This is a genomic window from Neorhizobium sp. P1_A6, from assembly GCF_056406795.1.
Map to the genome: position 1 here is coordinate 1 of NZ_JBFTZM010000025.1, position 25,420 is coordinate 25,420.

Annotated in this window: 25 protein-coding genes; 13 read left to right on the forward strand and 12 right to left on the reverse strand. The window is 62.3% G+C overall.

Annotation, left to right across the window (positions count from 1 at the left end):
• The 5 genes from AC1D3C_RS28290 to AC1D3C_RS28310 form a co-directional block, all read left to right on the forward strand.
• On the forward strand, positions 1-212 hold a 212-nt coding region (locus AC1D3C_RS28290), incomplete at its 5' end, for a hypothetical protein (RefSeq protein ID WP_477485206.1).
• 209 nt (positions 213-421) lie between these two features.
• Positions 422-1,375, forward strand: a complete 954-nt coding sequence (gene lhpI / locus AC1D3C_RS28295) for a bifunctional Delta(1)-pyrroline-2-carboxylate/Delta(1)-piperideine-2-carboxylate reductase (protein ID WP_477485207.1) — start codon at positions 422-424, stop codon at positions 1,373-1,375.
• Positions 1,375-3,861 carry an ATP-dependent helicase HrpB gene (gene hrpB, locus AC1D3C_RS28300; protein ID WP_477485208.1) on the forward strand — a complete coding sequence of 829 codons (2,487 nt, stop codon included), beginning with the start codon at positions 1,375-1,377 and terminating at the stop codon, positions 3,859-3,861. Before lhpI ends, hrpB begins: the two co-directional genes overlap by 1 nt.
• 85 nt (positions 3,862-3,946) lie before the next feature.
• Positions 3,947-5,263 (forward strand): ActS/PrrB/RegB family redox-sensitive histidine kinase, encoded by a 1,317-nt coding sequence (locus tag AC1D3C_RS28305; RefSeq protein ID WP_477485209.1) that lies wholly within the window; start codon positions 3,947-3,949, stop codon positions 5,261-5,263.
• Positions 5,264-5,329: 66 nt separating this feature from the next.
• Positions 5,330-5,905, forward strand: a complete 576-nt coding sequence (locus AC1D3C_RS28310; protein ID WP_038591703.1) for an ActR/PrrA/RegA family redox response regulator transcription factor — start codon at positions 5,330-5,332, stop codon at positions 5,903-5,905.
• A 1-nt stretch (position 5,906) separates the two neighbouring features.
• On the opposite strand, the gene AC1D3C_RS28315 is transcribed toward AC1D3C_RS28310, so the two are convergent.
• Entirely contained in the window at positions 5,907-6,395 is a 489-nt protein-coding gene (locus AC1D3C_RS28315) for an MmcB family DNA repair protein (RefSeq protein ID WP_477485210.1), read from the reverse strand.
• A gap of 179 nt (positions 6,396-6,574) precedes the next feature.
• On the opposite strand from AC1D3C_RS28315, the gene AC1D3C_RS28320 reads away from it, so the two are divergent.
• Positions 6,575-7,246 (forward strand): L,D-transpeptidase, encoded by a 672-nt coding sequence (locus AC1D3C_RS28320; RefSeq protein ID WP_038591700.1) that lies wholly within the window; start codon positions 6,575-6,577, stop codon positions 7,244-7,246.
• Between the two features lie 83 nt (positions 7,247-7,329).
• On the opposite strand, the gene AC1D3C_RS28325 is transcribed toward AC1D3C_RS28320, so the two are convergent.
• The 8 genes from AC1D3C_RS28325 to hslV form a co-directional block, all read right to left on the reverse strand.
• Positions 7,330-9,501 (reverse strand): malate synthase G, encoded by a 2,172-nt coding sequence (locus AC1D3C_RS28325; RefSeq protein ID WP_477485211.1) that lies wholly within the window; start codon positions 9,499-9,501, stop codon positions 7,330-7,332.
• Positions 9,502-9,614: 113 nt separating this feature from the next.
• Positions 9,615-10,535 carry a LysR family transcriptional regulator gene (locus AC1D3C_RS28330; RefSeq protein ID WP_477485230.1) on the reverse strand — a complete coding sequence of 307 codons (921 nt, stop codon included), beginning with the start codon at positions 10,533-10,535 and terminating at the stop codon, positions 9,615-9,617.
• A gap of 102 nt (positions 10,536-10,637) precedes the next feature.
• On the reverse strand, positions 10,638-12,665 hold the full coding sequence (locus tag AC1D3C_RS28335; RefSeq protein ID WP_477485212.1) for a hydantoinase/oxoprolinase N-terminal domain-containing protein: 2,028 nt from the start codon (positions 12,663-12,665) through the stop codon (positions 10,638-10,640).
• Between the two features lie 53 nt (positions 12,666-12,718).
• Complete coding sequence (locus AC1D3C_RS28340) at positions 12,719-14,137, reverse strand: cytochrome P450 (protein WP_477485213.1); 1,419 nt, start codon at positions 14,135-14,137, stop codon at positions 12,719-12,721.
• A 45-nt stretch (positions 14,138-14,182) separates the two neighbouring features.
• Entirely contained in the window at positions 14,183-15,118 is a 936-nt protein-coding gene (locus AC1D3C_RS28345; RefSeq protein ID WP_046601211.1) for a DUF1402 family protein, read from the reverse strand.
• A gap of 213 nt (positions 15,119-15,331) precedes the next feature.
• Positions 15,332-16,639 (reverse strand): ATP-dependent protease ATPase subunit HslU, encoded by a 1,308-nt coding sequence (gene hslU, locus AC1D3C_RS28350; protein ID WP_038547472.1) that lies wholly within the window; start codon positions 16,637-16,639, stop codon positions 15,332-15,334.
• A complete protein-coding gene (locus tag AC1D3C_RS28355; RefSeq protein ID WP_477485214.1) occupies positions 16,636-17,154 on the reverse strand; it encodes a GNAT family N-acetyltransferase in 519 nt (172 codons plus the stop codon). The genes hslU and AC1D3C_RS28355 overlap by 4 nt, the downstream gene beginning before the upstream one ends.
• Positions 17,147-17,674, reverse strand: coding sequence for an ATP-dependent protease subunit HslV (gene hslV / locus AC1D3C_RS28360; RefSeq protein ID WP_247037038.1), 528 nt, complete (start codon positions 17,672-17,674; stop codon positions 17,147-17,149). Before hslV ends, AC1D3C_RS28355 begins: the two co-directional genes overlap by 8 nt.
• A gap of 191 nt (positions 17,675-17,865) precedes the next feature.
• Between hslV and hisB the strand changes: the two genes are divergently transcribed.
• The 7 genes from hisB to coaA are packed head-to-tail and all read left to right on the forward strand — an operon-like array spanning position 17,866 to position 22,516.
• Positions 17,866-18,474, forward strand: coding sequence for an imidazoleglycerol-phosphate dehydratase HisB (gene hisB / locus AC1D3C_RS28365; protein WP_477485231.1), 609 nt, complete (start codon positions 17,866-17,868; stop codon positions 18,472-18,474).
• Positions 18,475-18,493: 19 nt separating this feature from the next.
• The gene (locus AC1D3C_RS28370; RefSeq protein WP_477485215.1) at positions 18,494-18,985 is read left to right on the forward strand and encodes a DUF2628 domain-containing protein; all 492 of its coding nucleotides are present in this window, start codon (positions 18,494-18,496) and stop codon (positions 18,983-18,985) included.
• A complete protein-coding gene (gene hisH / locus AC1D3C_RS28375) occupies positions 18,985-19,635 on the forward strand; it encodes an imidazole glycerol phosphate synthase subunit HisH (protein ID WP_477485216.1) in 651 nt (216 codons plus the stop codon). Before AC1D3C_RS28370 ends, hisH begins: the two co-directional genes overlap by 1 nt.
• 31 nt (positions 19,636-19,666) lie before the next feature.
• Positions 19,667-20,410, forward strand: a complete 744-nt coding sequence (gene hisA / locus AC1D3C_RS28380) for a 1-(5-phosphoribosyl)-5-[(5-phosphoribosylamino)methylideneamino]imidazole-4-carboxamide isomerase (RefSeq protein WP_477485217.1) — start codon at positions 19,667-19,669, stop codon at positions 20,408-20,410.
• Entirely contained in the window at positions 20,407-21,183 is a 777-nt protein-coding gene (gene hisF, locus AC1D3C_RS28385; RefSeq protein WP_477485218.1) for an imidazole glycerol phosphate synthase subunit HisF, read from the forward strand. Before hisA ends, hisF begins: the two co-directional genes overlap by 4 nt.
• Before the next feature lie 17 nt (positions 21,184-21,200).
• Positions 21,201-21,524 (forward strand): phosphoribosyl-ATP diphosphatase, encoded by a 324-nt coding sequence (locus AC1D3C_RS28390; protein WP_038547452.1) that lies wholly within the window; start codon positions 21,201-21,203, stop codon positions 21,522-21,524.
• Positions 21,521-22,516: a type I pantothenate kinase gene (gene coaA, locus AC1D3C_RS28395; protein WP_038547449.1), complete on the forward strand. Its 996-nt coding sequence runs from the start codon at positions 21,521-21,523 to the stop codon at positions 22,514-22,516. The genes AC1D3C_RS28390 and coaA overlap by 4 nt, the downstream gene beginning before the upstream one ends.
• 31 nt (positions 22,517-22,547) lie before the next feature.
• On the opposite strand, the gene AC1D3C_RS28400 is transcribed toward coaA, so the two are convergent.
• The 3 genes from AC1D3C_RS28400 to AC1D3C_RS28410 form a co-directional block, all read right to left on the reverse strand.
• Complete coding sequence (locus AC1D3C_RS28400; RefSeq protein WP_477485219.1) at positions 22,548-23,159, reverse strand: alpha-ketoglutarate-dependent dioxygenase AlkB; 612 nt, start codon at positions 23,157-23,159, stop codon at positions 22,548-22,550.
• Between the two features lie 16 nt (positions 23,160-23,175).
• Positions 23,176-23,610: an alternative ribosome rescue aminoacyl-tRNA hydrolase ArfB gene (gene arfB / locus AC1D3C_RS28405; protein ID WP_038547443.1), complete on the reverse strand. Its 435-nt coding sequence runs from the start codon at positions 23,608-23,610 to the stop codon at positions 23,176-23,178.
• Between the two features lie 165 nt (positions 23,611-23,775).
• Positions 23,776-25,389 (reverse strand): phosphoenolpyruvate carboxykinase, encoded by a 1,614-nt coding sequence (locus tag AC1D3C_RS28410; RefSeq protein WP_477485220.1) that lies wholly within the window; start codon positions 25,387-25,389, stop codon positions 23,776-23,778.
• Positions 25,390-25,420: the final 31 nt, after the last annotated feature.

Sequence of the window (25,420 nt, forward strand, 5' to 3'; positions counted from 1 at the left end):
CCGCCGACCACGTTTCTCTTTCTTCTCATCTTCAATTGTCAAATAACCGACGCTTCCAAACCCAAGGGCCAAACCGTCAAAACTTCTCGAAACAGCAACACCCCAAGAGACCAAACCGAAACTCGGTCCCAACCAGCATGCGCCAATCAATCAGTGATTTCTGTAGAACGAAAGTCGTCGTCGCCAGCAGCGCCGCCGCCCTCGTTCAGTGAGCGGGTTATAGTGCCGACCCCAGTTTGAAGTCAACAGGGATTTTCAAAAAACTGTCATTTTTCTCGGGACCTGCCCAAAACGCGCGATTTCCGGCCATAAAATGAGCAGCGCTTAACGAAAGGGCAGCTCTCGAGCGCCGAAAAACCCATTTTACGCGGCGATTTCGCGTTGTTAGGGTAAAACCGATTTCTGGCGGCTGGAGTATGACATGCTGGTATTGAATGAAGTGCAGACCCGGGATGCACTCCCCTTTGCGGAACTCATCGCGGCAATCGAAACGATGTTCAAAAGCGACTGCGTCATGCCGGTGCGCCACCATCATGAAATGGAGGTGCCGGGTGAAGCAAATGCGGTCATGCTGCTGATGCCCGCCTGGGTGCCGGGCGACCATATCGGCGTCAAGATCCTCAATCTGTTTCCGGACAATCATCTCCGGTCCCTGTCGACCATCTTCGGCAGCTACCTTCTTTCGTCGGGCAAGACCGGGGAGATGCTGGCGATCGTCGAGGGCGGCGAACTGACCGCGCGCCGCACCGCCGCAACCTCGGCGCTCGCCGCCCGCTATCTCGCGCGGGAAGATGCCGAGGTCATGCTGATGGTCGGAACCGGCCGGCTTTCGCTCAACTTGATGCAGGCCCATGCGATCACACGGCCGCTCAAACATTTCCGCATCTGGGGACGTCATATAGAGAAGGCCGAAGAGACTGCGCACGAGGCACGGATGCTCGGGCTCGACGCGGCGGCCGTCGAGGATCTTGCCGTCGCGGCCGGACAGGCGGACATCATTTCCTGCGCGACACTATCCAACGAGCCACTGATCCGCGGCGAATGGCTGAAGCCGGGCGCGCATCTGGATCTCGTCGGCGCCTTCAAGCCGGACATGCGCGAGAGCGACGACGAGGCGGTGCGGCGCGCGTCCGTCTTCGTCGATACACGCGCCGGCGCCATGAAGGAAGGTGGCGACATCGTTCTGCCGCTCGCAAGCGGGGCGCTGTCGAAGGAGGGGATCAAGGCGGAACTGGCCGAACTCGCGCATGGAAAACATCCCGGCCGCACAAGCGCGGACGAGATCACGCTCTTCAAGTCGGTGGGCGCAGCGCTCGAGGATCTTGCCGGAGCGATCCTTGCCTATAACCGGGCCAGCGGACAGGTTTCGCGCTGATGACCGCAGCGCAAGGTGCGGGCCCGATCACAAGGAGCCTGCCGAGACTTCCCGTTACCGAAGTGCTGGGCATTATAATGGAAGCGCTGGCCCAAGGCACACGTGCCGTACTCTCAGCACCGCCGGGTGCCGGCAAGACGACGCTCGTGCCGCTGGCATTGCTCGACCAGGCCTGGTGCACGGGAAAAATCATCCTGCTCGAACCGCGACGGCTGGCAGCGCGCGCAGCTGCATCCCGGATGGCGTCGCTGCTTGGTGAGCAGGTGGGCGATCGGGTCGGCTACCGGATGCGGCTCGACAATAAAGTCTCGCCGAAGACCCGGATCGAAGTGGTGACCGAGGGCGTTTTCGCCCGGATGATTCTTGACGATCCGGAGCTGAGTGGCGTTTCCGCGGTGATCTTCGACGAATTCCACGAGCGATCGCTCGACGCGGATTTTGGTCTGGCGCTGGCGCTCGATGTGCAATCGGCGCTGCGCGACGATCTCCGGCTCCTCGTCATGTCGGCGACATTGGATGTGGAGCGGGTGGCGGGACTGCTTGGCGAGCCACCAGTCATCAAGAGCGAAGGCCGGATTTTTCCGATCGACATCCAGCATCGCGACCGCGCACCGAACGAAAGGATCGAGGACGCGATGACGCGGGCGGTCGTCGAGGCGCACGCGAATGACACGGGTTCCATCCTCGCTTTCCTGCCGGGCCAGGCGGAAATCCTGCGCACGGCCGAGCGGCTTGCGGGGCGGTTCGGGCCGGAGACCGTGGTGGTGCCGCTTTATGGCAATCTCTCCCAGAGGGAACAGGATCTGGCGATCAGACCGGCACCCGCCGGACTGCGCAAGATCGTGCTGGCCACATCGATCGCCGAAACCTCCATTACTATAGACGGAGTCCGGATCGTTATCGACAGCGGGCTGCAGCGCCTGCCGGTATTCGAGCCCTCGACCGGCATCACCCGGCTGGAGACGGTGCGTGTTTCTCGCGCCTCGGCCGATCAGCGGGCGGGTCGTGCCGGCCGTACCGAACCGGGCATCGCGATGCGCCTCTGGCATCCGGGACAGACGGCAGCGCTGCAGGCGTTCACGCCGCCGCAGATTCTCGCGAGCGACCTTTCCGGTCTGGTTCTCGATCTTGCCCATTGGGGCGTCCAGGATCCGAAGGGACTTGCGTTTCTCGATCCGCCTCCCGGGCCGGCCTTCAACGAGGCAAAGGTGCTGCTGACCCAGCTCGGCGCACTCGACCCCCAGGGCGGGCTGACGGAAAAGGGCCGGTTGATGCGGGAACTGGCGCTTCCGCCGCGGCTTGCGGCCATGGCGATCTCAGCGGCGGAAGAGGGTTTCGGCAGGCAAGCAAGCCTGCTTGCCGTGCTGCTGACCGAACAGGGGCTTGGCGGGAGCGACATCGATCTCGACGAACGGCTGCGGCGGTTCCGCAACGAACGTGGCGAGAGAGCCGACGCGGCCCGCAAGCTCGCGGATCGGATCTTTTCGAACCTGCCGAAGCGATCGCAATCGACGGAACCGGTTCTGGCGGGGCGGCTTCTCCTGCATGCCTATCCGGACCGGATCGCGCTGCAGCGCGGCGGGCGCGGGCGTTTCGTGATGGCGAACGGGCGTGGCGCGGAACTGCAGGAGACCGAGCGGCTGGCGGCATCGCAAATGCTGGTCATCGCCGACCTGACCGGCCGGGCCGCCCAGGCGCGTATTCTCGCAGCTGCGGAGATCAGCCGGGCGGATGTGGAAGTGGAGCTTGCCGGCGCAATCCGCGAGAGCGAGGAATGTTTCTTCGACCGGGCGAGCCGGCAGGTGCGCGCCCGCAAGGTGACGCGGCTCGGCGCCATCATCTTCGAGGAAAGGCCGCTGCCACGGCCGAGTGGCGAACGGGCCGCACAGGCGCTTGCGGACGGCGTGCAGGAACTGGGGCTTCAGGTCCTGCCATTCTCCAAGGAGGGCGCGCAGCTGCGCGACCGGATCGGCTTCCTGAACCGGTCGATCGGCGAGCCTTGGCCTGATGTGAGCGACGAGGCGCTGCTTGCCCGGCTCGACGACTGGTTCGTTCCGTTCCAGGGCGGTGCGTCGGGCATCGATACCATCAATCCCGGCAGTCTTTCGGATGGGCTGCGCTCGCTCATTCCGCACGAGGTTTCCCAGGATCTCAACAAGCTGGCGCCGACGCATTTCGAGGCGCCTACGGGCGAGCGGCATCCGATCCGCTATGATGGCGAGGAGCCGGTCCTGGCGATCCGGGTGCAGGAACTGTTCGGGCTGAAGAAACATCCGGCGATTGCCGGAGGAAAACTGCCGCTGCTGCTCGAACTCAACTCCCCGGCGCATCGGCCGATCCAGACGACACGGGACCTGCCCGGCTTCTGGGCCGGTTCCTGGAAGGATGTGCGGGCCGAAATGCGCGGCCGTTATCCCAAACATCCCTGGCCGGAGGACCCGGCCGAGGCCGCGCCGACGACACGTGCCAAACCGCGCGGGACGTGACAGAATGCCGCCTGCGACCTGAAGTCGAGCCGGTTTATGAAGGCGGCCGCAAGTCACTTGTATAAGGCAAGGTAAAGAGCAGACGGTGAGCGTAGACAGTCCTTCAGTGCGTTTTGCGCAATTCGGCCCCTCGAGCCGACGAATTCGGCTTCAGACACTGGTGCGGCTCCGCTGGCTGGCGGTCGCCGGTCAGACGATTACCGTCGTCATCGTCGGGCTGCTGCTGCAGTTTCCTCTGCCTCTGCAGGAGGCAGGCATTCTGGTTGGTGCGCTTGCGGTCGCCAACCTCACCCTGTCGGCCTGGTTCCCGCCGACCCATCGGCTTGGCCCGAAGTCGGCGCTGGCGCTGCTCGGTTTCGATCTGCTGCAGATGGCGGCGCTGCTGTTCATCACCGGCGGGCTTGCCAATCCGTTTGCGCCGCTGATCTGCGTTCCGGTGATCATCGCCTTCGCGTCTCAGCCGCTGCGCCATTCGCTTGTCCTGATCGTTTTTGCGCTGGTCTGCACCACGGTGCTCGCCTTTTCGCCCTACGCGGTGCCCTGGTATGAGGGCGAGCCGCTTCGGATCCAGCCGGTCATGCAGCTCGGCGTCTGGTGTTCGATCGCCTCGATGATGATGTTCGCGGCCTTTTATGCCTATCGCGTCAGCCACGAAGCGACGCTGCTCGCCGATGCGCTTGCGGCGACCGAACTGGTCCTGGAGCGGGAAAAGCACCTTTCGCAGCTCGACGGGCTGGCGGCGGCTGCGGCCCATGAGCTCGGCACGCCGCTCGCAACGATCAGCGTCGTCGCCAAGGAGATGGAGCGCGAGCTTGGTCCCGACGACCGGTTCCGTGAGGACGTGCTGCTGCTGCGAAGCCAGAGCGAACGCTGTCGCGATATTCTTCGCCGGCTTACCTCGCTTTCTGCCGAGAGCGAGGAACATATGCGCCGGCTGCCGCTTTCCTCCCTGGTCGAGGAGGTCGTGGCGCCGCATCGGCAATTCGGCATCGAGATCGAACTCGTCGAGAAAAACGACCGGACCAACGAGCCGGTCGGCAACCGCAATGCCGGCATTATATATGGGCTCGGCAACCTGATCGAAAACGCGGTCGATTATGCCAAGAGCAAAGTGATCGTTACGGTGGAGCATAATGTCGAGCGAGTGGCGATCACCATCGAGGATGACGGCCAGGGTTATGCGCCGGATATTCTTTCGCGGATCGGCGAACCCTATATGACGAAGAGACCCAAGGAAGACGAACGGGCGGGCGGGCTTGGCCTTGGCCTCTTCATCGCCAAGACGCTGCTCGAACGGTCCGGCGCCGCGATCCGCTTCGGCAACCGCGACAGCGGCGAACCGGGCGCCCGCATTGATATCGAATGGCCGCGTTCGGTGATGGACGCGCAGGACTTGAAATAATCCGGCCGGTCGGCCGATCATTCCGAAAAGGCAAGCGGGCCTTTGAAACCCGCGGAGAAAAAAGAGATGGAAACACACCCGGAACCGACCAAGGTTCATGCCGACCCCGAGCTCGGGCCCGACCCTTCGCTGCTGATCGTCGATGACGATGGACCGTTCCTGCGCCGGCTCGCTCGAGCCATGGAGACCCGCGGCTTCCTGGTCGATACGGCGGAGTCCGTCGCGGAAGGTATCGCCAAGACGAAGGCGCGGCCGCCCAAATATGCGGTGGTCGACCTACGCCTCGGCGACGGCAACGGGCTGGACGTGATCGAGGCGATCCGCCAGAGCCGCGAGGATACCAAGGTGATCGTGCTGACCGGCTACGGCAATATTGCTACCGCCGTGACGGCCGTGAAACTCGGGGCGCTCGACTATCTCGCCAAGCCCGCCGACGCCGACGACATTTTTGGCGCGCTGACCCAGAGGCCGGGCGAGCGGGCTGATGTGCCGGAAAACCCGATGTCGGCGGATCGCGTGCGCTGGGAACATATCCAGCGGGTCTACGAGATGTGCGAACGTAATGTCTCGGAGACGGCACGGCGGCTCAACATGCATCGCCGCACGCTGCAGCGCATCCTTGCCAAGCGCGCGCCGAAATAAGTCACATCTCGTCGAAATTCTTGCCGGTCGCCCATTCCGCCAGCATCAGGCGTTGGGCGGCGGCGCGGGAGAAGTTCAGTGTCATCGCCTTGCGTGTCGCAGGCGGCAGTCTGTGTTCCGGTGCGTCGCGCAGCAGGTGCCCGCCATAACCGTCCGAGAGGAAGAGGCCGCAATCCTCCGGGAAGATGTCGAGCGGCACGTCCTTGTGCGTCGCGAAAAACAGGCGGTCGCAGAAGGCTCGGTATTCCGGCCATTTGCGGTCGACGCGAAAATCCTCGATCGACGTCTTGATCTCAATGATCCAGATCTCGCCCTTTTCCGAAATGGTCACCAGGTCGGCGCGCCTTCCGCTCGACAGCACGAGTTCGGGCAACATCGCGTGCCGCATCTCGTGCAGCAGGATCTGGACGCCCTTGCGGACCAGCATGGCGCGGGCTGACTGCCGCCCATCTATTAACGGATTATTACTGGCAAGGTTGAGTATAGTCATAGAATCCCGAAAAACCGCTTCCATGATGTTGCAAAAACGCCATGGCTTTTTTCAATCATGCGCCGGCTCTGTTTTGATGCGCTGCAGCGCTTGCCAAGCGTAATCTAATCTAAAATAACCCCTGATCAAAGATGGGCATGCGTCCGTCTCAATCGATTCGTTTTACCCAAGAGATTTCCATGCGCTTTCGCACTAGCATGCTCGCACTCGGCCTGTTGGCAACTGCTGCCTTGGCCGGTTGCGCCTCCACGATTCCCGGCGGCGGCACCCAGGTGGCCACGGCCTCCTATACCGAACAGATCTTCAGCGACTCCTACGGTTCGGTGAGAGACGCCGGCTATACCCTTCCGGCGATCCCGATCAACAAGGTGGACAAGCAGTTCGTCCGCCAGATCGTCAGCTATCAGACCAGCGAAAAGCCGGGCACGATCGTCGTCAACACGCGTGAGCGCCATCTCTACTACATCCTGCCGAACGGCAAGGCGATGCGCTACGGCATCGGCGTCGGCAAGCAGGGCTTTGCCTGGTCCGGGACGGCTTACGTCGCCTGGAAACAGGAATGGCCGACCTGGCACCCGCCGAAGGAAATGGCCGGCCGTCGTCCGGACGTTGCCAAATACGTCGAAGACGGCATGGGCCCCGGCCTCAGCAACCCACTCGGTGCGCGCGCCATGTACCTCTTCAACGAAAAGGGCCAGGATACGCTCTTCCGTCTGCACGGTACGCCGGAATGGGCCTCCATCGGCACCGCCGCTTCGTCGGGCTGCATCCGCCTGATCAACCAGGACGTCATCGACCTTTACAGCCGCGTCCGTCCGGGCCGCGAAACCAAGGTCGTCGTGATCCAGTAATCGCGAAATTCGACGAGAATACGAAAAGGCCGCCGAGAAATGTCTCTGGCGGCCTTTTTCTTTGCCTGATCTTTGCTCGCCGGTCAGCTGGCGAGCTTGGCTTTCAGTTCCAGACGGCGGCGATGCAGGACCGGCTCTGTATAACCGTTCGGCTGCTCGCGACCCCTGAGCACCAGTTCGAGCGCGGCCTGGAAGGCGACGGAACCGTCGAAATCCCTGGCCATCGGCGTGTAGAGCGGATCGCCCGCATTCTGGCCATCGACGACCCCCGCCATGCGTTTCATTGTCTCGACGATCTGCTCTTCGCTGGTGAGCTTGTGATAGAGCCAGTTCGCCATGTGCTGGGCGGAAATGCGCAGCGTCGCACGGTCTTCCATCAATCCGACATTGTTGATGTCCGGCACCTTCGAACAGCCGACGCCCTGGTCGATCCAGCGGACGACGTAGCCGAGAATGCCCTGCGCATTGTTGTCGAGTTCGCGCTGGATTTCCTCCGGGGTCCAGTTCGGCCGCACCGCGACCGGCACGGAGAGGATATCCGACAGTTTGGCGCGGGTGCGGCTCTTCAGACCGGCCTGGACGGCGGCAACGTCGACCTTGTGATAGTGGGTGGCGTGCAACGTGGCCGCCGTCGGCGACGGAACCCAGGCGGTGTTGGCGCCGGCCTTCGGATGAGCAATCTTCTGTTCCAGCATCGCGGCCATCAAGTCCGGCATGGCCCACATGCCCTTGCCGATCTGCGCGTGGCCCGACAGGCCGCATTCGAGGCCGATATCGACGTTCCAGTTCTCGTAGGCAGCGATCCAGGCGGCCTGTTTCATGTCGCCCTTGCGGATCATCGGGCCTGCTTCCATCGAGGTGTGGATCTCGTCGCCGGTACGGTCGAGGAAGCCGGTATTGATGAAGACGACACGCTCGCGCGCCTCGCGGATGCAGGCCTTGAGGTTGATCGTGGTACGGCGCTCCTCATCCATGATGCCCATTTTCATGGAATTGGTCGGAAGGCCGAGCGCCTGTTCGACGCGGGCAAAAATCTCGCAGGCGAAAGCGACCTCTTCCGGCCCGTGCATCTTCGGCTTCACCACATACATGGAGCCGGCCCGCGAATTCTGGCGACGTCCGTTCGGGCCGATATCGCGGATGGCGATCAGCGCCGTGACCATCGCATCCGTGATGCCTTCCGGAACTTCCTTGCCCTCGCTGTCCAGAACCGCCGGATTGGTCATCAGGTGACCGACATTGCGGATCAGCATCAGCGAGCGGCGCTTGACCGTGACATCGCCGCCGGCAGGCGCCTTGAACGTCGTGTCGGGGTTGAGCTTGCGGATGAAGGACTTGCCGCCCTTACTCACCTCTTCCTGAAGGTCGCCGTTCATCAGGCCGAGCCAGTTGCGGTAGACGACGACCTTGTCCTCGGCGTCGACCGCGGCAATCGAATCCTCGCAGTCCATGATCGCGGTGATCGCCGATTCCAGCCAGACATCCGAAATCCAGGCCGGATCGTCCTTGCCGATCGCCGTCGTAGCATCGATCAGGATTTCGATATGCAGGCCGTTCTTCGTCAGCAGCAGATGGGTCGGCTGGGCCGGCTCACCGAGATAGCCGGCAAACTGAGCCGGATCGGCAAGATTAACCGTCTTGCCCTCCTGGGCTGCAGCCGTGAGCTTGCCGCCAGTCACGACAAACGAGGTGACGTCGGTCCAGCTTGCCCCGGAAAGCGGTACCGACTGGTCGAGGAAATCACGCGCCCAGGCAATGACCTTGGCGCCACGGACCGGGTTGTAACCCTTGCCCTTTTCGGCTCCCTCGGTCTCGGGGATGGCATCGGTGCCATAGAGCGCATCGTAGAGCGAGCCCCAGCGGGCATTGGCGGCATTCAGCGCATACCGGGCATTCATGACCGGGACGACGAGCTGCGGCCCGGCGACCTCGGCGATTTCCGGATCGACCTTGTCGGTCGAGATCGCGAAATCCGGCCCTTCCGGCAGCAGGTAACCGATGTCGCGCAGGAAGGCTTCGTAAACCGCAAGATCGCTGGGCGCGCCGTTCTTGCGATACCATTCGTCGAGCTTGGCCTGGAAGGCGTCGCGCTTGGCGAGAAGCTCGCGGTTCTTCGGCGCCAGGTCGTGGACGATCTTCGAAAACTCGGAAAAGAAGCGGTCGGCGTCGACACYGGTGCCCGGCAGCGCTTCCTTCACCAGGAAGTCGTGAAGCTTCTCGTCGATTGCGAGACCATTTTTTTCGATACGGGCCATCGGTTCCTCCGAATTTTTCATGCCGCTGACTGTCTTTGTTCGCGAGCGAAATTGCAATTGCACGAATATTGAATGACTTATGCCATATCGGAAATAATCTGCGCCGTTAGCAGCTATTTCCGGCCCGCATCCGGGGAATGCCGTTCCCAATACGGGATCGGCCCATAAAGGTCGGCAAGATATTCGATGAAGGCACGGACCTTGGAAGGGAGATGCTGCCGGCTCGGATAGACCGCCGAGACCGAGATGTTCTTGGAGCCCTCATATCCGGGCATCACCATCACCAGCCGCCCGTCCTTGAGCTCGTTGCCGATATCCCAGGTGGATCTTAGCGCGATGCCGAGACCGGCGATTACCGCTTCGCGGATAACTTCGCTGGAATTGGTGTTCAGCATCCCGGCCGGCCGGTAGACCAGCGGACCTTTGGGACCTTCCAGCCTCCAGGGCTCGCCATTATGGGCCGTGAGACAGTGATGGTTTGCCAGCTCCTCAATGCTTGTCGGAGCGCCGTGCCGCTCGATGTAGAAGGGAGAGGCGCAGAGAATGCGCCGGACCTGCACAAGCTTGCGGGCAACGAGACTCGAATCCTTCAGCTCGGATATGCGGATCGCCACATCAAAACCTTGGGCGATGATATCCGTGAACTCATCCGACAGCATCAGGTCGATCGACAGATATGGGTTCGCCTGCATGAAGGTCGGGAGATGCGGCGCAATGTGCATGCGTCCGAACGAGGTCGGCGCGGAGATGCGCAGATTGCCGGCAATCTCGGTCGACCGGCCGGAGACAAACTGCTCGGCATCCTCGATCCCGGTCAGGACGTTGGCGATCCTGTCGTAAAAACCCTTGCCGGCGTCGGTCATCCCGACCTGGCGGGTGGTCCGCTGCAGCAGACGTGTGCCGAGCTGTTCCTCAAGCCGCTTGATACGCTTTGAAACCACTGCCGGGGAAATGCCAAGGCTCTTTGCAGCCGCCGACATGTTTCCGGTGGTCGCCACTTTGACGAAGATTTCCAGATCGGCGAGATTGGTGATCACTGCAGTTTTTCCCGGCTGGAATAAATGCCGGCCAACTTACGCCCTTTTGAACAGAGCTCAAAGGGCGATCCATTCCGGGCGTCGAGCACCGTGAGCGGGCTAAACCGCTTGGAAAACGGCTATTCTCGGCCTGCCGACAGCAACTGCGGTGATCCGCGCCTCGACGAATTTTCGCGAGCCCTCGATTTCCGGCGCATCCATTTCTTCCGAAATGGTCACCACCGTGTCCTTGGCGCCATCCGCATTCGCCTGCGTCTGCGCGGCGGCGGTTGCATGCTCCCGGGCGGCGGTCAGCGCTTCCGTTTCACCGATGACGACGAGCCGCGCGCCTGATCCGGAGAGAATAAAGCGCCCTTCCTCCGGCGAGGTGACAACAACGGTAACGCTGGCACGGACCTGGCCGACCACCGCTCCGATGGCGTTCGCGACATCGGCATCGCCCGGAATGATCGATTGCGCGCCGAGCATGTTCGCGACCGCCGGATAATAGACGGGTGCGGAAGCCCCGAGCCCGATCAGCGGCCGATCCAGCGAGACGGAGAACCGGGCAATGCCGGGAATGCGTTTCAGCGCTCGATCGACGGCAAGCGAAACCGCGGGATCGATGGCTTCGGCGCCATCTTCGGCGAGGCAGGCGGCGAGCACGGCTTCGGACGACTGGCGCGTCAGCCGGCTCACGATCTTCTCAGCCAGATCTTCCGGGGAAGCGGCGATCCCGCGCCCCGCGCCGTCCTTGCGCCGGGCGGCAAGCTCCAGCCCCAGCCTTGCAGCCTCTCCGCGCCATTGGCTCTGGCGGTCGAGCACATGCAATGCATCGGAAGGGGTGATGCCGCAGAGATGCACCAGCCCTCTCGCAACCAGCCGGTCGAGAATTGCCTTCTGCGAATTCATCGTCAGCAGATCGTTGAGCGAAACCGGTACCACGCCGATGCGGGCAAAAAGTGCCTGTTCCGGCGGTTGCAGGCCCTGGGCCAGGACATCCGGCACACCGGTTCGCACCGCAAAGCGGCCGTCGTGCCGCCCGGCATGGCTGGAGCGCAGCTGCTTTTCCAGCATCGACAGGATGATCTCGCCATGCGCCATCGCGGCAAGGCTGAGCGGCAGAAGCCGGCGCGGACCGAGGGTGAGCCGGGCTTCGAGGCCGCGATCGTCGATATGGACTTCGGAATCGCCGCCGAGCCCGTAGGTGCGCAGCGCCACCGCCTCCACCATCGTGCGATGACCGCCGACCACGGCGCCTTCCTCCGCCAGCTTCGGCCGCCCTCCGTCGAGAACCGCGACATCCGTTGTGGTACCGCCGATGTCGGAGACGACCGCTTGATCGAAACCGGTCAGGAAATGCGCCCCGACAAGGCTTGCAGCAGGCCCGGAAAGGATGGTCTCGATCGGCCGCAACCGGGCCTCGGCAGCGGAGATCAGCGCGCCATCGCCGCGCACCACCATCATCGGCGCCGTGATGCCGCGCGCGGCCAGAAAGCCCTCGCAGGAGTCGACCAACCGGTCGATGATCGACACCAGCCGGGCGTTCAGCAGCGTGGTCAACGCGCGGCGAGGACCGCCGAGTTTCGACGAAAGCTCGTGGCTGCAGGTGACGGGCAGATGCGAAAGCGCGCGAATACGGTCCCTCACCCGGACTTCATGAGCCGGATTCCGAACAGCGAAATAACCGGCGACCGCAAAGGAAGACACTGTTTCGCAAAGCGTCGGCACAGCCGCCTCCAGAGCCACCATGTCGAGCAGCGTCTCGTTGCCGTGCACGTCGTGGCCCCCAGGCAGGAAGATCACCGGATCATTTCCCAGTGCCTCCGCAAGTCCGCCGCGGGCCAGATCCTCCGCAGTAAAGCCGATCATGATCAGGGCGGCACGACCACCCTGCCCTTCGACCAGCGCGTTCGTGGCAAGCGTCGTCGACAGCGAGACCAAGCCTATAGCCGAAGCGGAGACTGCGCTTTTTTCCAGCACCGCATCAACGGCGCCGGCAATGCCGACCGCCAGATCATGCCTGGTCGTCAGCGATTTCGCCTTGGCGATAACGCCTTCGCCCTCGCGGAACAGCACCGCATCTGTATAGGTGCCGCCGGTATCAATTCCGAGAAGGAGAGGGCCGGGAGGAAAGGAAGAGGCCACGCGAAAATCCTGAAGATCGGGTCTAGGGATCAATAGCGCATAGGCCGCCAAGATCAATTCACCAGCGAAGACCTCTGATGTCGCGGACTGACCCGCATGAGCAGACCATCGCGCGGCTGGGTGGTCAACTTCTGGACCGGCCAGACCTTGGTTTCCGGCGTGACATCGAAACGATAGCGACCCATCAGCACCGCAAGCGCGATCACTGCCTCCTGAAGGGCGAAGGTCGCGCCGATACAGGTGCGGGGGCCTGCGCCGAAAGGCAGATACTGAAACCGGTTCAGCTTGCCGCGGTTCTCGGGCAGGAAACGCTCGGGCATGAAGGCGCGCGGCTTGTCCCAATAAAGCTCGTGGCGATGCAGCGTCCAGGGCATGACCAGCACGGTTACCCCGGCATCGATCCTGATCGTCTTGCCTTCCGGGCTCGTCCAGCTGTCGTCGCTGATCGCCTCCCGGTTGATCGACGGCGCCGGCGGATAGAGCCGCAATGCCTCTTCGAACGCCGCCCGCACCCAGGGCATCAGCTCCAGCCATTCGACCGGATCGGCGCCGGACGCCAGAACGCGGTCGATCTCCTCTTCCATGGCCTGTCGCACCGACGGCGACTCCGCCACGCAATAGAGCGTCCAGGCGAGCGCCCGGGCCGTCGTCTCATGGCCGGCGCCGATGAAGGTGAGAATATTGTCCTCGATCTCGTCCATCGTCAGCCCGTCGGGACCGGTCAGCTGAAGCAGCAGCGTCAGGAAATCCTGCGGCACGTCGCCCGGATGTTTGCGCATCCGCTCCTGCCGCATAAGCATGGTTTCGGCAACTACGCGCCGGAACTTGTCGAGTATCCGCCTGCCGCCGATGCGGGTGACGCGCGGCACCCAGGGCGGGGCGCGCAGCATGTCCATCGGGTCGATCCGGCCCATGCGGTGCAGAAGCTGGTCGACATCGTCGGCAACTGTTTCCTTGTTCCCGGCGATCTCGCCGGAAAACAGGGTCTCGGCGAGGATGGCATAGGTCAGTTCTGTCATGTCGACGGAAATATCACGGACCGCGCCCCCGGCGCCGGCCGCGGCATATTTCTCTGAAAACTCCTCGGTCTGACTCAGCATCTGGCCGGCAAAACCGCGAGAATGCTTTGGCGTGAAAACCGGCGCCATCGCCTTGCGGCTGCGCCTCCAGACCTCGCCTTCCGCTGTCAGCAGGCCGTCCCGCAAGATCGGGCGAAGCACGAGCTGGCGGATTTCCGACATGACGTAATTGCTGACATTGTCCACCAGAATGTGCCGGATGAGGCCTGGATGATTGACGATCAGCGTCCGTTCCTTGAAGAACTTCGTCTCGAGCCAGGGCAGGGTGTAGGAAACCTTGCCCCAGAGCTCCAGCGGATTGCGGAGCGCAGTCCAGATCACCTCGATCGGGCTCAGCAGTCGTTCCCGATGCGGAGGTGCGGGCGGAACAAAGGGTTCGGGGCGAATGTCCATGGACGAGCCCTCCTCAGGGGTTTCCTATGGAGGGAATATCCGCCGTCAGAGGAGAGATTTCAACTCGGCGAGCTTGTCGTTGACCAGCCAGCCGTAATAATTCTCCTCCGGCAGGCCACCGCGGGCGGCAAGTGCTGCGGCGCGCTGCGCCGAACCGCCGGTATTGTAGAGCGTCGCCGTGATGCCGGGATTGCGGGAGATATCCATGCCTGCAATCGACTTGTAGTCGTCGATCGAGCGACGGATATTGGCCGCCATATAGGCGAGCGACTTATCCGGGTCCATGATCGCGTCATAAACCGCAGCCGCCTTGTTCTCGTCGAGCTTCGGGTAGCCGGAATTCCTGGCCACCATGTCCGACAGCATCAGCGCCGTCAGCGGATTGACCTGGCCGAGGCCAAAGGTCTGGCCGGCATAAAAGGGCTGGAAGAAGACCGCACTGAAGCGATTGTCCGGAAACGAGGTGCCGCCGACCGAGCGGCCGCGAAAACTCTTTTCCCAGACGCCTTCACGGCAGGTCCAGAGCTTGTAGGAATCGGCAAAATCGTCGCATTTGCCGAATTCCGGCCGGTCGAGGAACTGCTGGATGCTCTCGTCGCCATAACCGAAACGGAAACTGTTGCCGGCATAAGCGGCCGCCTTGACATAATAGGTCTGCAGCCGGTCGTAGGCATCGACATTATAGGTATGTTCGCCGACGATCGCGCCGATCATATGGATCGGATCGATGCCATAATCGGCGGCCGTCGACTTGATCTTGGCGATCAGCTTCTTGTCGGAAGCAAGCAGGTCGCGGATCTTCTCGTATTTGTCATCGAAGGTGGTGCGGCCGGCGCGGGTCCGGCGTACCGAGGCACCCGGAACCTTCGGCTGTTCCGCGTGACGATTTCCTTCGGGAACCATCGTGAGGCCGCCTGCAAGCGCGGAAGAAGCCACGGATGTCGCGACGACAAGGATCAGGGCCAGAAGGATGCGTTTCAAGATTTGCGTGTCCCAGGACTTCGACCATGCCGATCTCCGGCACCGAATGCTTAAAGCCATTCCAGACCGACTCACTCAAGCGTCGGATATTTTCCATGAAAACGCGCTTCCCTTACGCGAGGCGCAAGGACCGTGTCGAGACACGGGCGTTCAAAATCCCGTCAGCACCCGCAAATGAGCAGCCGGACGTTGCCCGGCTGCCACGATTGCCGCTCAGAGAATGTAGCGCGACAGATCGGTGTCGGCGGCGAGATCGCCAACATGCTTCTTGACGTATTCCGCATCGATCGTCACCGCGGTTCCGCCCTGATCGGGCGCGTTGAACGAGATTTCGTCGAGCACCCGTTCCATGACGGTCTGCAGGCGGCGGGCACCGATATTCTCGACCGAGGAATTGAGATGCACGGCGACATCCGCCAGCGCATCGATCGCGTCGGGCGTAAAATCGAGCGTCAGCTCTTCTGTTTCCATCAGCGCCTTGTATTGGCGGATAAGGCTCGCCTCGGTTTCCGTCAGGATGCGGCGGAAGTCCTCCTTGGTGAGCGGCCTCAGTTCGACCCGGATCGGCAGGCGGCCCTGAAGCTCCGGCAGAAGGTCGGAGGGTTTGGAGACGTGGAAGGCGCCCGAAGCGATGAACAGGATGTGATCGGTCTTCACCGGTCCGTATTTGGTCGACACCGTCGTGCCTTCGACAAGCGGCAGCAAGTCGCGCTGCACGCCCTCGCGGGACACGCCGGCGCCCATACCGCCGTCACGGGCGGCAATCTTGTCGATCTCGTCGAGGAAGACGATGCCGTCGTTCTCGACCGAGCGGACGGCCTCGCGCTGGATGACTTCGTTGTCGATCAGCTTATCGGATTCGTCGCGGATCAGCTCGCCATAGGATTTCTTGACGGTGGTACGGACCTTCTTGGTGCGGCCGCCCATCGCCTTGCCGAACATTTCCGACAGGTTCAAGACGCCGATATTGGCGCCCGGCATGCCGGGGATTTCGAAGCCGGGCATGCCCGAGCCGGTGTCAGTGACCTCGATGTCGATTTCCTTGTCGTCGAGCTCGCCGGCCCTCAGCTTCTTGCGGAAACTTTCGCGGGTGGCTGGCGAGGACGTGGCGCCGACCAGCGCGTCGAGCACCCGTTCCTCGGCGCTCATATGGGCCTTGGCCTGCACGTCGGCGCGCATCTTGTCGCGCACGAGGCCTATGCCGATCTCGACGAGATCGCGGATGATCTGCTCGACATCGCGGCCGACATAACCGACTTCGGTGAATTTGGTCGCTTCGACCTTGATGAAGGGCGCGCCGGCGAGTTTCGCCAGGCGGCGCGAAATCTCCGTCTTGCCGACGCCGGTCGGGCCGATCATCAGGATGTTCTTCGGCATCACTTCGTCGCGCAGGCTCTCGTCGAGCTGGTGGCGGCGCCAGCGGTTGCGCAGCGCAATCGCCACCGCACGCTTGGCGTCGTGCTGGCCGATGATATGCCGATCCAGCTCGGAGACGATTTCCCGGGGTGAAAAGTTGCTCATGTCAAATCCGTTTCTTGGCTTGCGTCCAGCGCCATGAAATGGGCCGGACCGTATATAGATGTCCTGGTGTCGACGTAGCGGAAGCCGGCCTTCTCGTAAGCGCGGATCGCCTGGGCGTTTTCCGGATCGGGATCGATGACGATCCTTTTTGCGCCGTTTTCGAAAAGCTTGTCCACGAGCTGGCGGATGATCGCGCTTCCATGGCCGATGCCGACCAACTCCGGAGGGCCGATCGAGATATCGATGCCGAGCGTGCCTTTCGGCTGATCCTGATAGGGATGACCCTCTTCAAGATGCGGATCGTAATATTGGAGATAGGCAATCGGCCTGCCGTCCAGTTCCACGATCATCGGCCGGGTCTCGACGCTGGTCATCGAGTATTCGATGCTGGCCAGTTCCTCATCGACCGCACCCCACCATTTCGCGATATGCGGCTCGGCGAGCCACGTCGCCAGCAGAGGAAAATCCTCTGCTGCGACATCACGAAACGCGTAGCGGGGGGCGCTGTCAGCCATCGGCGTCCAGCGATTCGATGACCAGGTTGTGGTTGGTGTAGACACAGATATCGGCAGCGATATCGAGCGCTTTCCGGGCGATCTCTTCGGCCGACTTGTCCGAATCCATCATCGCGCGCGCCGCGGCATAAGCATAGTTGCCGCCCGACCCGATCGCGATCGTTCCGTGCTCCGGTTCCAGCACGTCACCGTTGCCGGTAACCGCCAGTGTCGTCGATTTGTCGGCGACCAGCATCATCGCTTCGAGATTGCGCAGGTACTTGTCCGTGCGCCAGTCCTTGGCAAGCTCGACGGCGGCACGCATCAGCTGGCCCGGATATTGTTCGAGCTTCTTCTCGAGCCGATCGAGCAGCGTGAAGGCATCAGCGGTCGCGCCGGCGAAACCGGCGATCACTTCGCCCTTGCCGATGCGCCGCACTTTGCGGGCATTGCCCTTCATCACGGTCTGGCCAAGGCTCACCTGGCCGTCGCCGGCCATGATGACCTTGCCGCCTTTCCGAACAGTAATAATGGTTGTCATAAGGCACCTGTTGGCCCGTCCTGCGGGCATTGGTTTTCAGAGCATTTCCGCCCCGTTGGGCATTTATGTAAGTCGGTCCAGGGCGAATGCAATCTCATGACGCAATGCCGCCGCCACGGCCCTGCTTTTGCTGGATATTTGGCGTCGTGCCTGATAAGGGAGCGAAGATCGATCGCATGGAGCAGACCCAGATGGGTGAGACGACAACCGCACGCGTGGGCAACATCGTCCGCAGGACCAACGAAACCTCCGTTTCCGTTTCCGTCAATCTCGACGGCACCGGCGCGGCCAGGATTTCCACGGGCGTCGGCTTCTTCGACCATATGCTGGACCAACTTTCGCGACATTCGCTGATCGACATGGACATCGAGGTCACCGGCGATCTGCATATCGACGACCACCACACGGTGGAAGACACCGGTATCGCGATCGGCCAGGCGATCTCCAAGGCGCTCGGCGACCGTCGCGGCATCACCCGCTACGCCTCGCTCGACCTTGCCATGGACGAAACGATGACCAAGGCGGCCATCGACGTGTCCGGTCGGCCGTTCCTGGTCTGGAACGTCGCGTTCAGCGCGCCGAAGATCGGTACGTTCGATACGGAGCTGGTGCGGGAATTTTTTCAGGCGCTTGCCCAGAATGCCGGCATCACGCTGCATGTGCTGAACCATTACGGCGCCAACAACCATCATATCGCCGAGACCTGCTTCAAAGCCGTGGCGCGGGCACTTCGCGCCGCCATTGAAATCGACCCGCGGCAGGCCAATCGCGTTCCTTCGACCAAGGGAATGCTGGTCTGACTGCTTGAGGAGACGATCCTTGAGAAGCTATCTCGTTCTGACACCGCCCAATGACCCGCGAAGCGGACCCGACAGGGATTTCCACTCGACCCTCGTATTACGGGACGGGTTCTCGTGGCTCGCGTTGTTGTTTCCGTGGATCTGGCTATTCTGGCATAGACTGTGGATTGCCGGGATCGTGGTTCTGCTGATCCAGATCGGCAGCGGCATCCTGATGCAGGTTCCTGGCTTCTGGACCGCCGGCTTGCTGCTTGGTTTCGCCACCAGCCTGCTCACGGCGCTCGAGGGCCGACATTATCGTTCCGAAGCGCTGATCCGTCGCGGCTGGACACTGGAAACGGTGATTTCCGCTCACGATCTGCGTACGGCCGAGGAGATCTATTTCTCCGGCCTGCCGCAGCCGGAACAACAACCAATGCCGGTCTCGGCCGAGTGGGCAAAGCAGGCAAAGCCGCCCGCCGCCGGATGGCAGGCCCCACACATGGGCCTTTTCGAACATGGAGGACGCTGATGCGCGTCGCAATCATCGACTACGGGTCCGGCAACCTCCGTTCCGCGACCAAGGCCTTTGAAAGGGCCGCCCGGGAAGCCGGCATCAACGCCGTGATCGACCTCACCGACAAGGCCGATGCGGTGGCCACCGCTGACCGGATCGTGCTGCCGGGCGTCGGCGCCTATGCAGATTGCAGCGCCGGCCTCGATGCCGTGCCGGGCATGCGCGAGGCGATCCTGGACGTCGTTGACCACAAGGGCCGACCTTTCCTCGGCATCTGCGTCGGCATGCAGCTGATGTCGTCGCGGGGGCTTGAAAAGACGACCACCAACGGATTCGGCTGGATCGAGGGCGACGTCGTCGAAATGACGCCTTCCGATCCGAACCTCAAGATCCCGCAGATCGGCTGGAACACGCTCGATATCCATCACCCGCATCCTCTGTTTGACGGCATCCCGACCGGACCGGACGGCTTGCACGCCTATTTCGTGCATTCCTACCATCTGGCGGCCAAGCACCGCAGCGACGTGATCGCGACCACCGAGTACGGCGGTTCGATGACCGCTTTCGTCGGCCGCGACAATGTGGCGGGTTCCCAGTTTCACCCTGAGAAAAGCCAGACATTGGGGCTTGCCCTCATCTCCAATTTCCTGCGCTGGAAGCCCTGAGCTCGCGCGAACCACCAAGGACCAAAAAGAAATGATYCTCTTTCCTGCAATCGACCTGAAGGACGGCCAGTGCGTGCGCCTCAAGCTCGGCGACATGGACCAGGCCACCGTCTACAACCCCGATCCCGCAGCCCAGGCCAGGGCTTTCGAGGACCAGGGGTTCGAGTGGCTGCATGTGGTTGACCTGAATGGCGCCTTCGCGGGGACAAGCGTCAACGGCGCTGCCGTTGACGCTATCCTGAAAGCCACGAAGAATCCCGTGCAGCTCGGCGGCGGCATTCGCACACTCGATCATATCGAAAACTGGCTGGCACGCGGGCTAACCCGCGTCATCCTCGGCACCGTCGCGGTGCGCGATCCGGCGCTGGTCATCGAGGCCTGCAGGCAGTTTCCGGGCAAGGTCGCCGTCGGCATCGACGCCAAGGGCGGCAAGGTCGCGGTCGAGGGCTGGGCGGAAGCGTCCGAACTCGGCGTCATCGAGCTGGCAAAGAAATTCGAAGGCGCCGGCGTTTCGGCGATCATCTATACCGACATCGACCGCGACGGCATTCTGGCCGGCATCAATTGGGCGTCGACGCTGGAACTCGCCGATGCCATCTCCATTCCGGTAATCGCATCGGGCGGGCTTGCCTCGCTCGACGATATCAGCCGCATGCTGGAGCCGGATGCGGCCCGGCTCGAAGGCGCAATTTCCGGCCGGGCGCTGTATGACGGCCGCATCGATCCCCACGAAGCGCTGGCCCTGATCCGCTCCAGACAAGGACGTGCCGCATGACCCTCAAAGCCCGCGTCATCCCCTGCCTGGACGTCAAGGACGGCCGCGTCGTGAAAGGCGTCAACTTCGTCGACCTGATCGATGCCGGCGATCCCGTCGAGGCTGCAAAAGCCTATGACGCCGCCGGTGCCGACGAACTCTGCTTCCTCGACATCACCGCCTCCTCCGACAATCGCGAGACGATCTTCGACGTCGTCGCCCGTACCGCCGACCATTGCTTCATGCCGCTCACCGTCGGCGGCGGCGTGCGTGCCGTCGGCGATATCCGCAAGCTGCTGCTGGCCGGCGCCGACAAGGTCGCGATCAACTCGGCGGCGGTCAACAATCCGGACTTCGTGGCTGAGGCCGCCGACAAGTTCGGCAACCAGTGCATCGTTGTGTCGATCGACGCCAAGAAGGTCTCCGGCGCCGGCGAGCCAGACCGCTGGGAGATTTTCACCCATGGCGGCCGCAACCCGACCGGCATCGACGCGGTAGAGTTTGCAATCGGCATGGTGGAACGCGGCGCCGGTGAGCTGCTCGTCACCTCCATGGACCGTGACGGCACCAAGTCCGGTTACGACCTCGGCCTGACGCAGGCGATCGCCGACAGCGTCCGGGCACCGGTCATCGCGTCGGGCGGGGTCGGGAACCTGGACGACATGGTCGCCGGCATCAAACAGGGCCACGCGACGGCGGTCCTGGCTGCATCGATTTTCCACTTTGGGACCTATACGGTCGGCCAGGCAAAACACTATATGGCAGAGCACGGCATCGCCATGCGGCTCGATTGAGCGGTCGGAGAGACGTTATGAGTGAATTTTCCCTGATCGACCTCGAGCGGATCGTCGCCGAGCGGGCCAAGGCCTCGCCGGAAGAATCCTGGACGGCAAAACTGGTCGCCGCCGGCCAGGAGAAGGCCGCAAAGAAGCTCGGGGAAGAAGCCGTCGAAACGGTGATCGCCGCGATCAAAGAGGACGCCAAAAATCTGACTGCGGAGAGCGCAGATCTCCTCTATCATCTTTTGGTCGTCTTGAATATTGCGGCGGTGCCGTTGCAGGATGTGCTCGACGAACTCCAGCGAAGGACCGGCCAGTCCGGCCTCCAAGAAAAGGCAAGCCGGCCGACATCATGAACATCGTTTCCCAGCCCGCCGAGACGCCTGAGCTCGAAACCGGCTCGAATGCGGAATATTATTCGCCCTATCACCGCTTCAGTGCGGAGGAATGGGCGAAGTTCCGCGCAGACACGCCTCTGACGCTCACCGCCGACGAGGTGCAGAGGTTGCGTTCGCTGGACGACCCGATCGATCTCGATGAAGTCCGGCGCATCTATCTCTCTCTGTCGCGCCTGCTGTCGACGCATGTGGAGGCGACGCAACGCCTCTTCCAGCAGCGAAACCGTTTCCTGAGCCTTTCCGACATCACCAAGACGCCCTTCATCATCGGCATTGCCGGGTCGGTGGCGGTCGGCAAATCGACCACCGCACGTATCCTGAAAGAACTGCTCGCCCGCTGGCCGTCGAGCCCGAAAGTGGATCTCATCACCACCGACGGTTTCCTCTACCCGAACGCCGTGCTGAGCCGGGAAAACCTGATGGAGCGCAAGGGGTTTCCGGAAAGCTACGATATCGGCTCCATCCTGCGCTTCCTGTCGGCGATCAAGGCCGGTGAACCGAACGTCAAGGCGCCGCGTTACTCGCATCTCACCTACGACGTTTTGCCGGACGAATACTCGCTGGTCGATCGGCCGGACATCCTGATCTTCGAAGGCATCAACGTCCTCCAGTCGCGGGCGCTGCCGGCCGACGGCAAGATCGTGCCGATCGTTTCGGACTTCTTCGACTTCTCGATCTATATCGATGCCGACGAAGAGCAGATCCACAACTGGTACGTCCAGCGCTTCATGAAGCTGCGCCAGACCGCCTTCCGCGATCCGACCTCGTTCTTCAAGAAATACGCGGCGATCGATGCGGATGCGGCCCGCGCCGTTGCCGAAGGATTGTGGGAAAACATCAACTTGAAGAACCTGCGGCAGAACATTCTGCCGACCAGGCCACGGGCGGATCTCATCCTGCGCAAGGGCCGCAATCATCTGGTCGAAACGGTCGAACTGCGGAAACTGTAGGCGATCGATCGCCGGCTATTGAATTAAATCGTCAACTATTCACACGGCGGAGCGTCAGGTTGATGCGCCCGCCGTTCTTCAACAGCGTCGACGTGCCGGGATAAATGCGATCGACGCCGTGGAAGGCGAGACGCCCCTCTCCGCCCAGCACGACGACATCTCCACTCGCCAGCCGGAAAGAGCCGGTCGGGTCCTTGCGGTTCCGGCCACCGACCCGGAACAGGCAGCTGTTGCCCAGCGAGACGGAGAGAACGGGGGCGGCCAAATCGTTCTCGTCCCGGTCCTGATGCAGGCCCATCTTGGCGTCGTCGGAATAGAAGTTGATGAGGCAAGCTTCCGGCGGCTTCGAATAGCCGCCGAACGTTTCCCAGAGATCGAGCAGTTCCTGCGGCATCGCGGGCCACGGCTTCTTCGTCACCGGATGAAAGGACTGGTAGCGATACCCCTGCTGTTTGTCCGTCACCCAGCCGAGCGGGCCGCAATTGGTCATGCGCACCGACATGGGTTTGCCGGTGCCGGGCATTTCGGGCGTATAGAGCGGCGCCTCGGCTACGATGTCTCGTATCAGTTCGACCAGATGCTCCTGCGCTAATCGATCGAGATAGCCGGGAAGATGCCTGATGCCATTCGCAAGCGTCGCCAAAGATCAGTCTCCGCTCTCAGTCGCCGCTTGGCCGGCCGCGCATCTTCTTGACGTCCGAGCGGCCGGATTTTTCCTTCAGCCGGCGCTCCACCGAACCCTTGGTAGGCTTGGTTTTCTTGCGTGGCGGCGGCGGCGGTTCGGCGGCCTTGAGGATCAGTTCCTTCAGCCGCTCGCGCGCGTCTTCGCGGTTGCGCTCCTGGCTGCGGAACCGGTTCGCTTCTATCATCAGCACGCCATCCTTCGACACCCGTTTTCCGGCGAGCTTGATGGCGTTTTCCTTCACCCGCTCCGGCAGGGACGGCGTGTTGACGATGTCGTAGAAAAGTTGGACCGCCGTCGAGACCTTGTTGACGTTCTGGCCGCCCGGCCCGCCCGCCAGCACGAATTGTTCCGTCAGTTCCCATCCGGCGATGGTGATGCGGTTGTTGATGACAAGGGGATTGCTGGCCATGGGTCTCTGGTCTTTGTTCTCGGGCGCATGCCGTTGTCCGGAACCGGCACCCATGTTCGGGTGACATACGGCAGGCCCGCATCTTTCCCACAAAGCCGGCAAAAAGAAAACCGCCGGTCCAGGGTGTTATCCCGGGCCGGCGGTTTCACGTGAATCCTTCAAAGATTACTCGGCGGCGGCAAGCATGACAGGAGCGGCGCTTCTCACCTTGCTGTCGACGTGGTCTTCGTACTGCCCGAAGTTTTGGATGAACATCGAGACGAGCTTCTTGGCATAGGCGTCGAACGCGGCGCCGTCCGCCCAGGTCGAGCGGGGATCGAGGATCGCATTGTCGACGCCTTCAACGGCGACCGGCACCGCGAAACCGAAGTTGGGATCGGTACGGAACTCTACATTCTTGAGGCTGCCGTCGAGCGCAGCACTTAAGAGAGCGCGGGTCGCCTTGATCGGCATACGGCGGCCGACGCCGTAAGCGCCGCCGGTCCAGCCGGTGTTGACGAGCCAGCAATCGACCCCGTGACGGGCAATCAATTCCTTGAGCAGGTTGCCGTATTCGGCCGGATGACGGGGCATGAACGGCCCACCGAAGCAGGTCGAGAACGTCGCTTCCGGCTCGGTGACACCCTTTTCCGTGCCGGCGACCTTGGCGGTGTAGCCGGAGAGGAAGTGGTACATCGCCTGTTCGGGCGTCAGCTTGGCGATCGGCGGCATGACGCCGAAAGCATCGGCGGTCAGCATGATGATCGACTTCGGCTGCGGCGCCACGCCGGTCTTCGATGCATTCGGAATGAAATGCAGCGGATAGGCGCTACGGGTGTTCTCGGTCAGCGAATCGTCGTTGAAATCCGGAACCCGGTTCTCGTCGAGCACGACGTTTTCGATCACCGTGCCGAAACGGCGGGTCGCGGCATAGATTTCCGGCTCGGCTTCGGCCGAAAGATTGATGGCCTTGGCATAGCAGCCGCCTTCGAAATTGAAGACGCCGTTTTTGCCCCAGCCATGCTCGTCGTCACCGATCAGCGTCCGCTTCGGATCGGCCGAGAGCGTGGTCTTGCCGGTGCCGGACAGACCGAAGAACAGCGCGGTATCGCCATTCGGGCCGACATTGGCCGAGCAGTGCATCGGCATGACGCCTTCTTCCGGCAGGAAGTAGTTGAGGATGGAGAAGACCGACTTCTTGTTTTCGCCGGCATAGGAGGTGCCGCCGACAAGGATGAGGCCATTGGTGAAATCGCAGGCGATCACCGTCTCCGTGCGGCAGCCGTGGCGGGCGGGATCCGCCTTGAAGCTTGGCAGGTTGATGATCGTCAGCTTCTCTTCGAAGCTTTCGAGCGTGGCGCGATCCGGGCGGATCAGAAGATTGCGGATGAAGAGAGCGTGCCAGGCGAATTCGCTGACGACGCGGGTCGGAAGGGCATATTCGGCATCGGCGCCGCCGACCAGATCCTGGACGAACAGCGTCTTGCCGGCGGCATGGGCGAGCATGTCCTTCTTCAGGACTTCGAAGTGTTCCGGTTTCATGGGCTTGTTGTCGGCCCCCCACCAGACGCGGCTCTCGGTGCCGGCATCGCGGACAATGAACTTGTCCTTCGGGGAGCGACCAGTGTGCTGGCCGGTGACGGCGCGGAGTGCGCCGTCGATCGTCAGATCGGCTTCACCGCGGCGGATTGCTTCTTCGTAGAGTTCAACCTCGGACGAATTGTAATAAACACGCGATACACCGCCGAGACCGATCGCCGCTAAACCCTTGGACGGGTTGTGAAGTCCAAACTCCTCCATGCGCGCACTCCTTCAGCTTGCCGTGGGGACT

Excerpts from the sequence above, each read along its gene's own strand:
- lhpI (WP_477485207.1), top strand. The coding sequence starts at position 422 with ATGCTGGTATTGAATGAAGTGCAGACCCGGGATGCACTCCCCTTTGCG.
- hrpB (WP_477485208.1), top strand. The coding sequence starts at position 1,375 with ATGACCGCAGCGCAAGGTGCGGGCCCGATCACAAGGAGCCTGCCGAGA.
- AC1D3C_RS28310 (WP_038591703.1), top strand. The coding sequence starts at position 5,330 with ATGGAAACACACCCGGAACCGACCAAGGTTCATGCCGACCCCGAGCTC.
- AC1D3C_RS28315 (WP_477485210.1), bottom strand. The coding sequence starts at position 6,395 with ATGACTATACTCAACCTTGCCAGTAATAATCCGTTAATAGATGGGCGG.
- AC1D3C_RS28320 (WP_038591700.1), top strand. The coding sequence starts at position 6,575 with ATGCGCTTTCGCACTAGCATGCTCGCACTCGGCCTGTTGGCAACTGCT.
- AC1D3C_RS28340 (WP_477485213.1), bottom strand. The coding sequence starts at position 14,137 with ATGGACATTCGCCCCGAACCCTTTGTTCCGCCCGCACCTCCGCATCGG.
- hslU (WP_038547472.1), bottom strand. The coding sequence starts at position 16,639 with ATGAGCAACTTTTCACCCCGGGAAATCGTCTCCGAGCTGGATCGGCAT.
- AC1D3C_RS28355 (WP_477485214.1), bottom strand. The coding sequence starts at position 17,154 with ATGGCTGACAGCGCCCCCCGCTACGCGTTTCGTGATGTCGCAGCAGAG.
- hslV (WP_247037038.1), bottom strand. The coding sequence starts at position 17,674 with ATGACAACCATTATTACTGTTCGGAAAGGCGGCAAGGTCATCATGGCC.
- hisB (WP_477485231.1), top strand. The coding sequence starts at position 17,866 with ATGGGTGAGACGACAACCGCACGCGTGGGCAACATCGTCCGCAGGACC.
- hisH (WP_477485216.1), top strand. The coding sequence starts at position 18,985 with ATGCGCGTCGCAATCATCGACTACGGGTCCGGCAACCTCCGTTCCGCG.
- hisF (WP_477485218.1), top strand. The coding sequence starts at position 20,407 with ATGACCCTCAAAGCCCGCGTCATCCCCTGCCTGGACGTCAAGGACGGC.
- AC1D3C_RS28390 (WP_038547452.1), top strand. The coding sequence starts at position 21,201 with ATGAGTGAATTTTCCCTGATCGACCTCGAGCGGATCGTCGCCGAGCGG.
- coaA (WP_038547449.1), top strand. The coding sequence starts at position 21,521 with ATGAACATCGTTTCCCAGCCCGCCGAGACGCCTGAGCTCGAAACCGGC.
- arfB (WP_038547443.1), bottom strand. The coding sequence starts at position 23,610 with ATGGCCAGCAATCCCCTTGTCATCAACAACCGCATCACCATCGCCGGA.
- AC1D3C_RS28410 (WP_477485220.1), bottom strand. The coding sequence starts at position 25,389 with ATGGAGGAGTTTGGACTTCACAACCCGTCCAAGGGTTTAGCGGCGATC.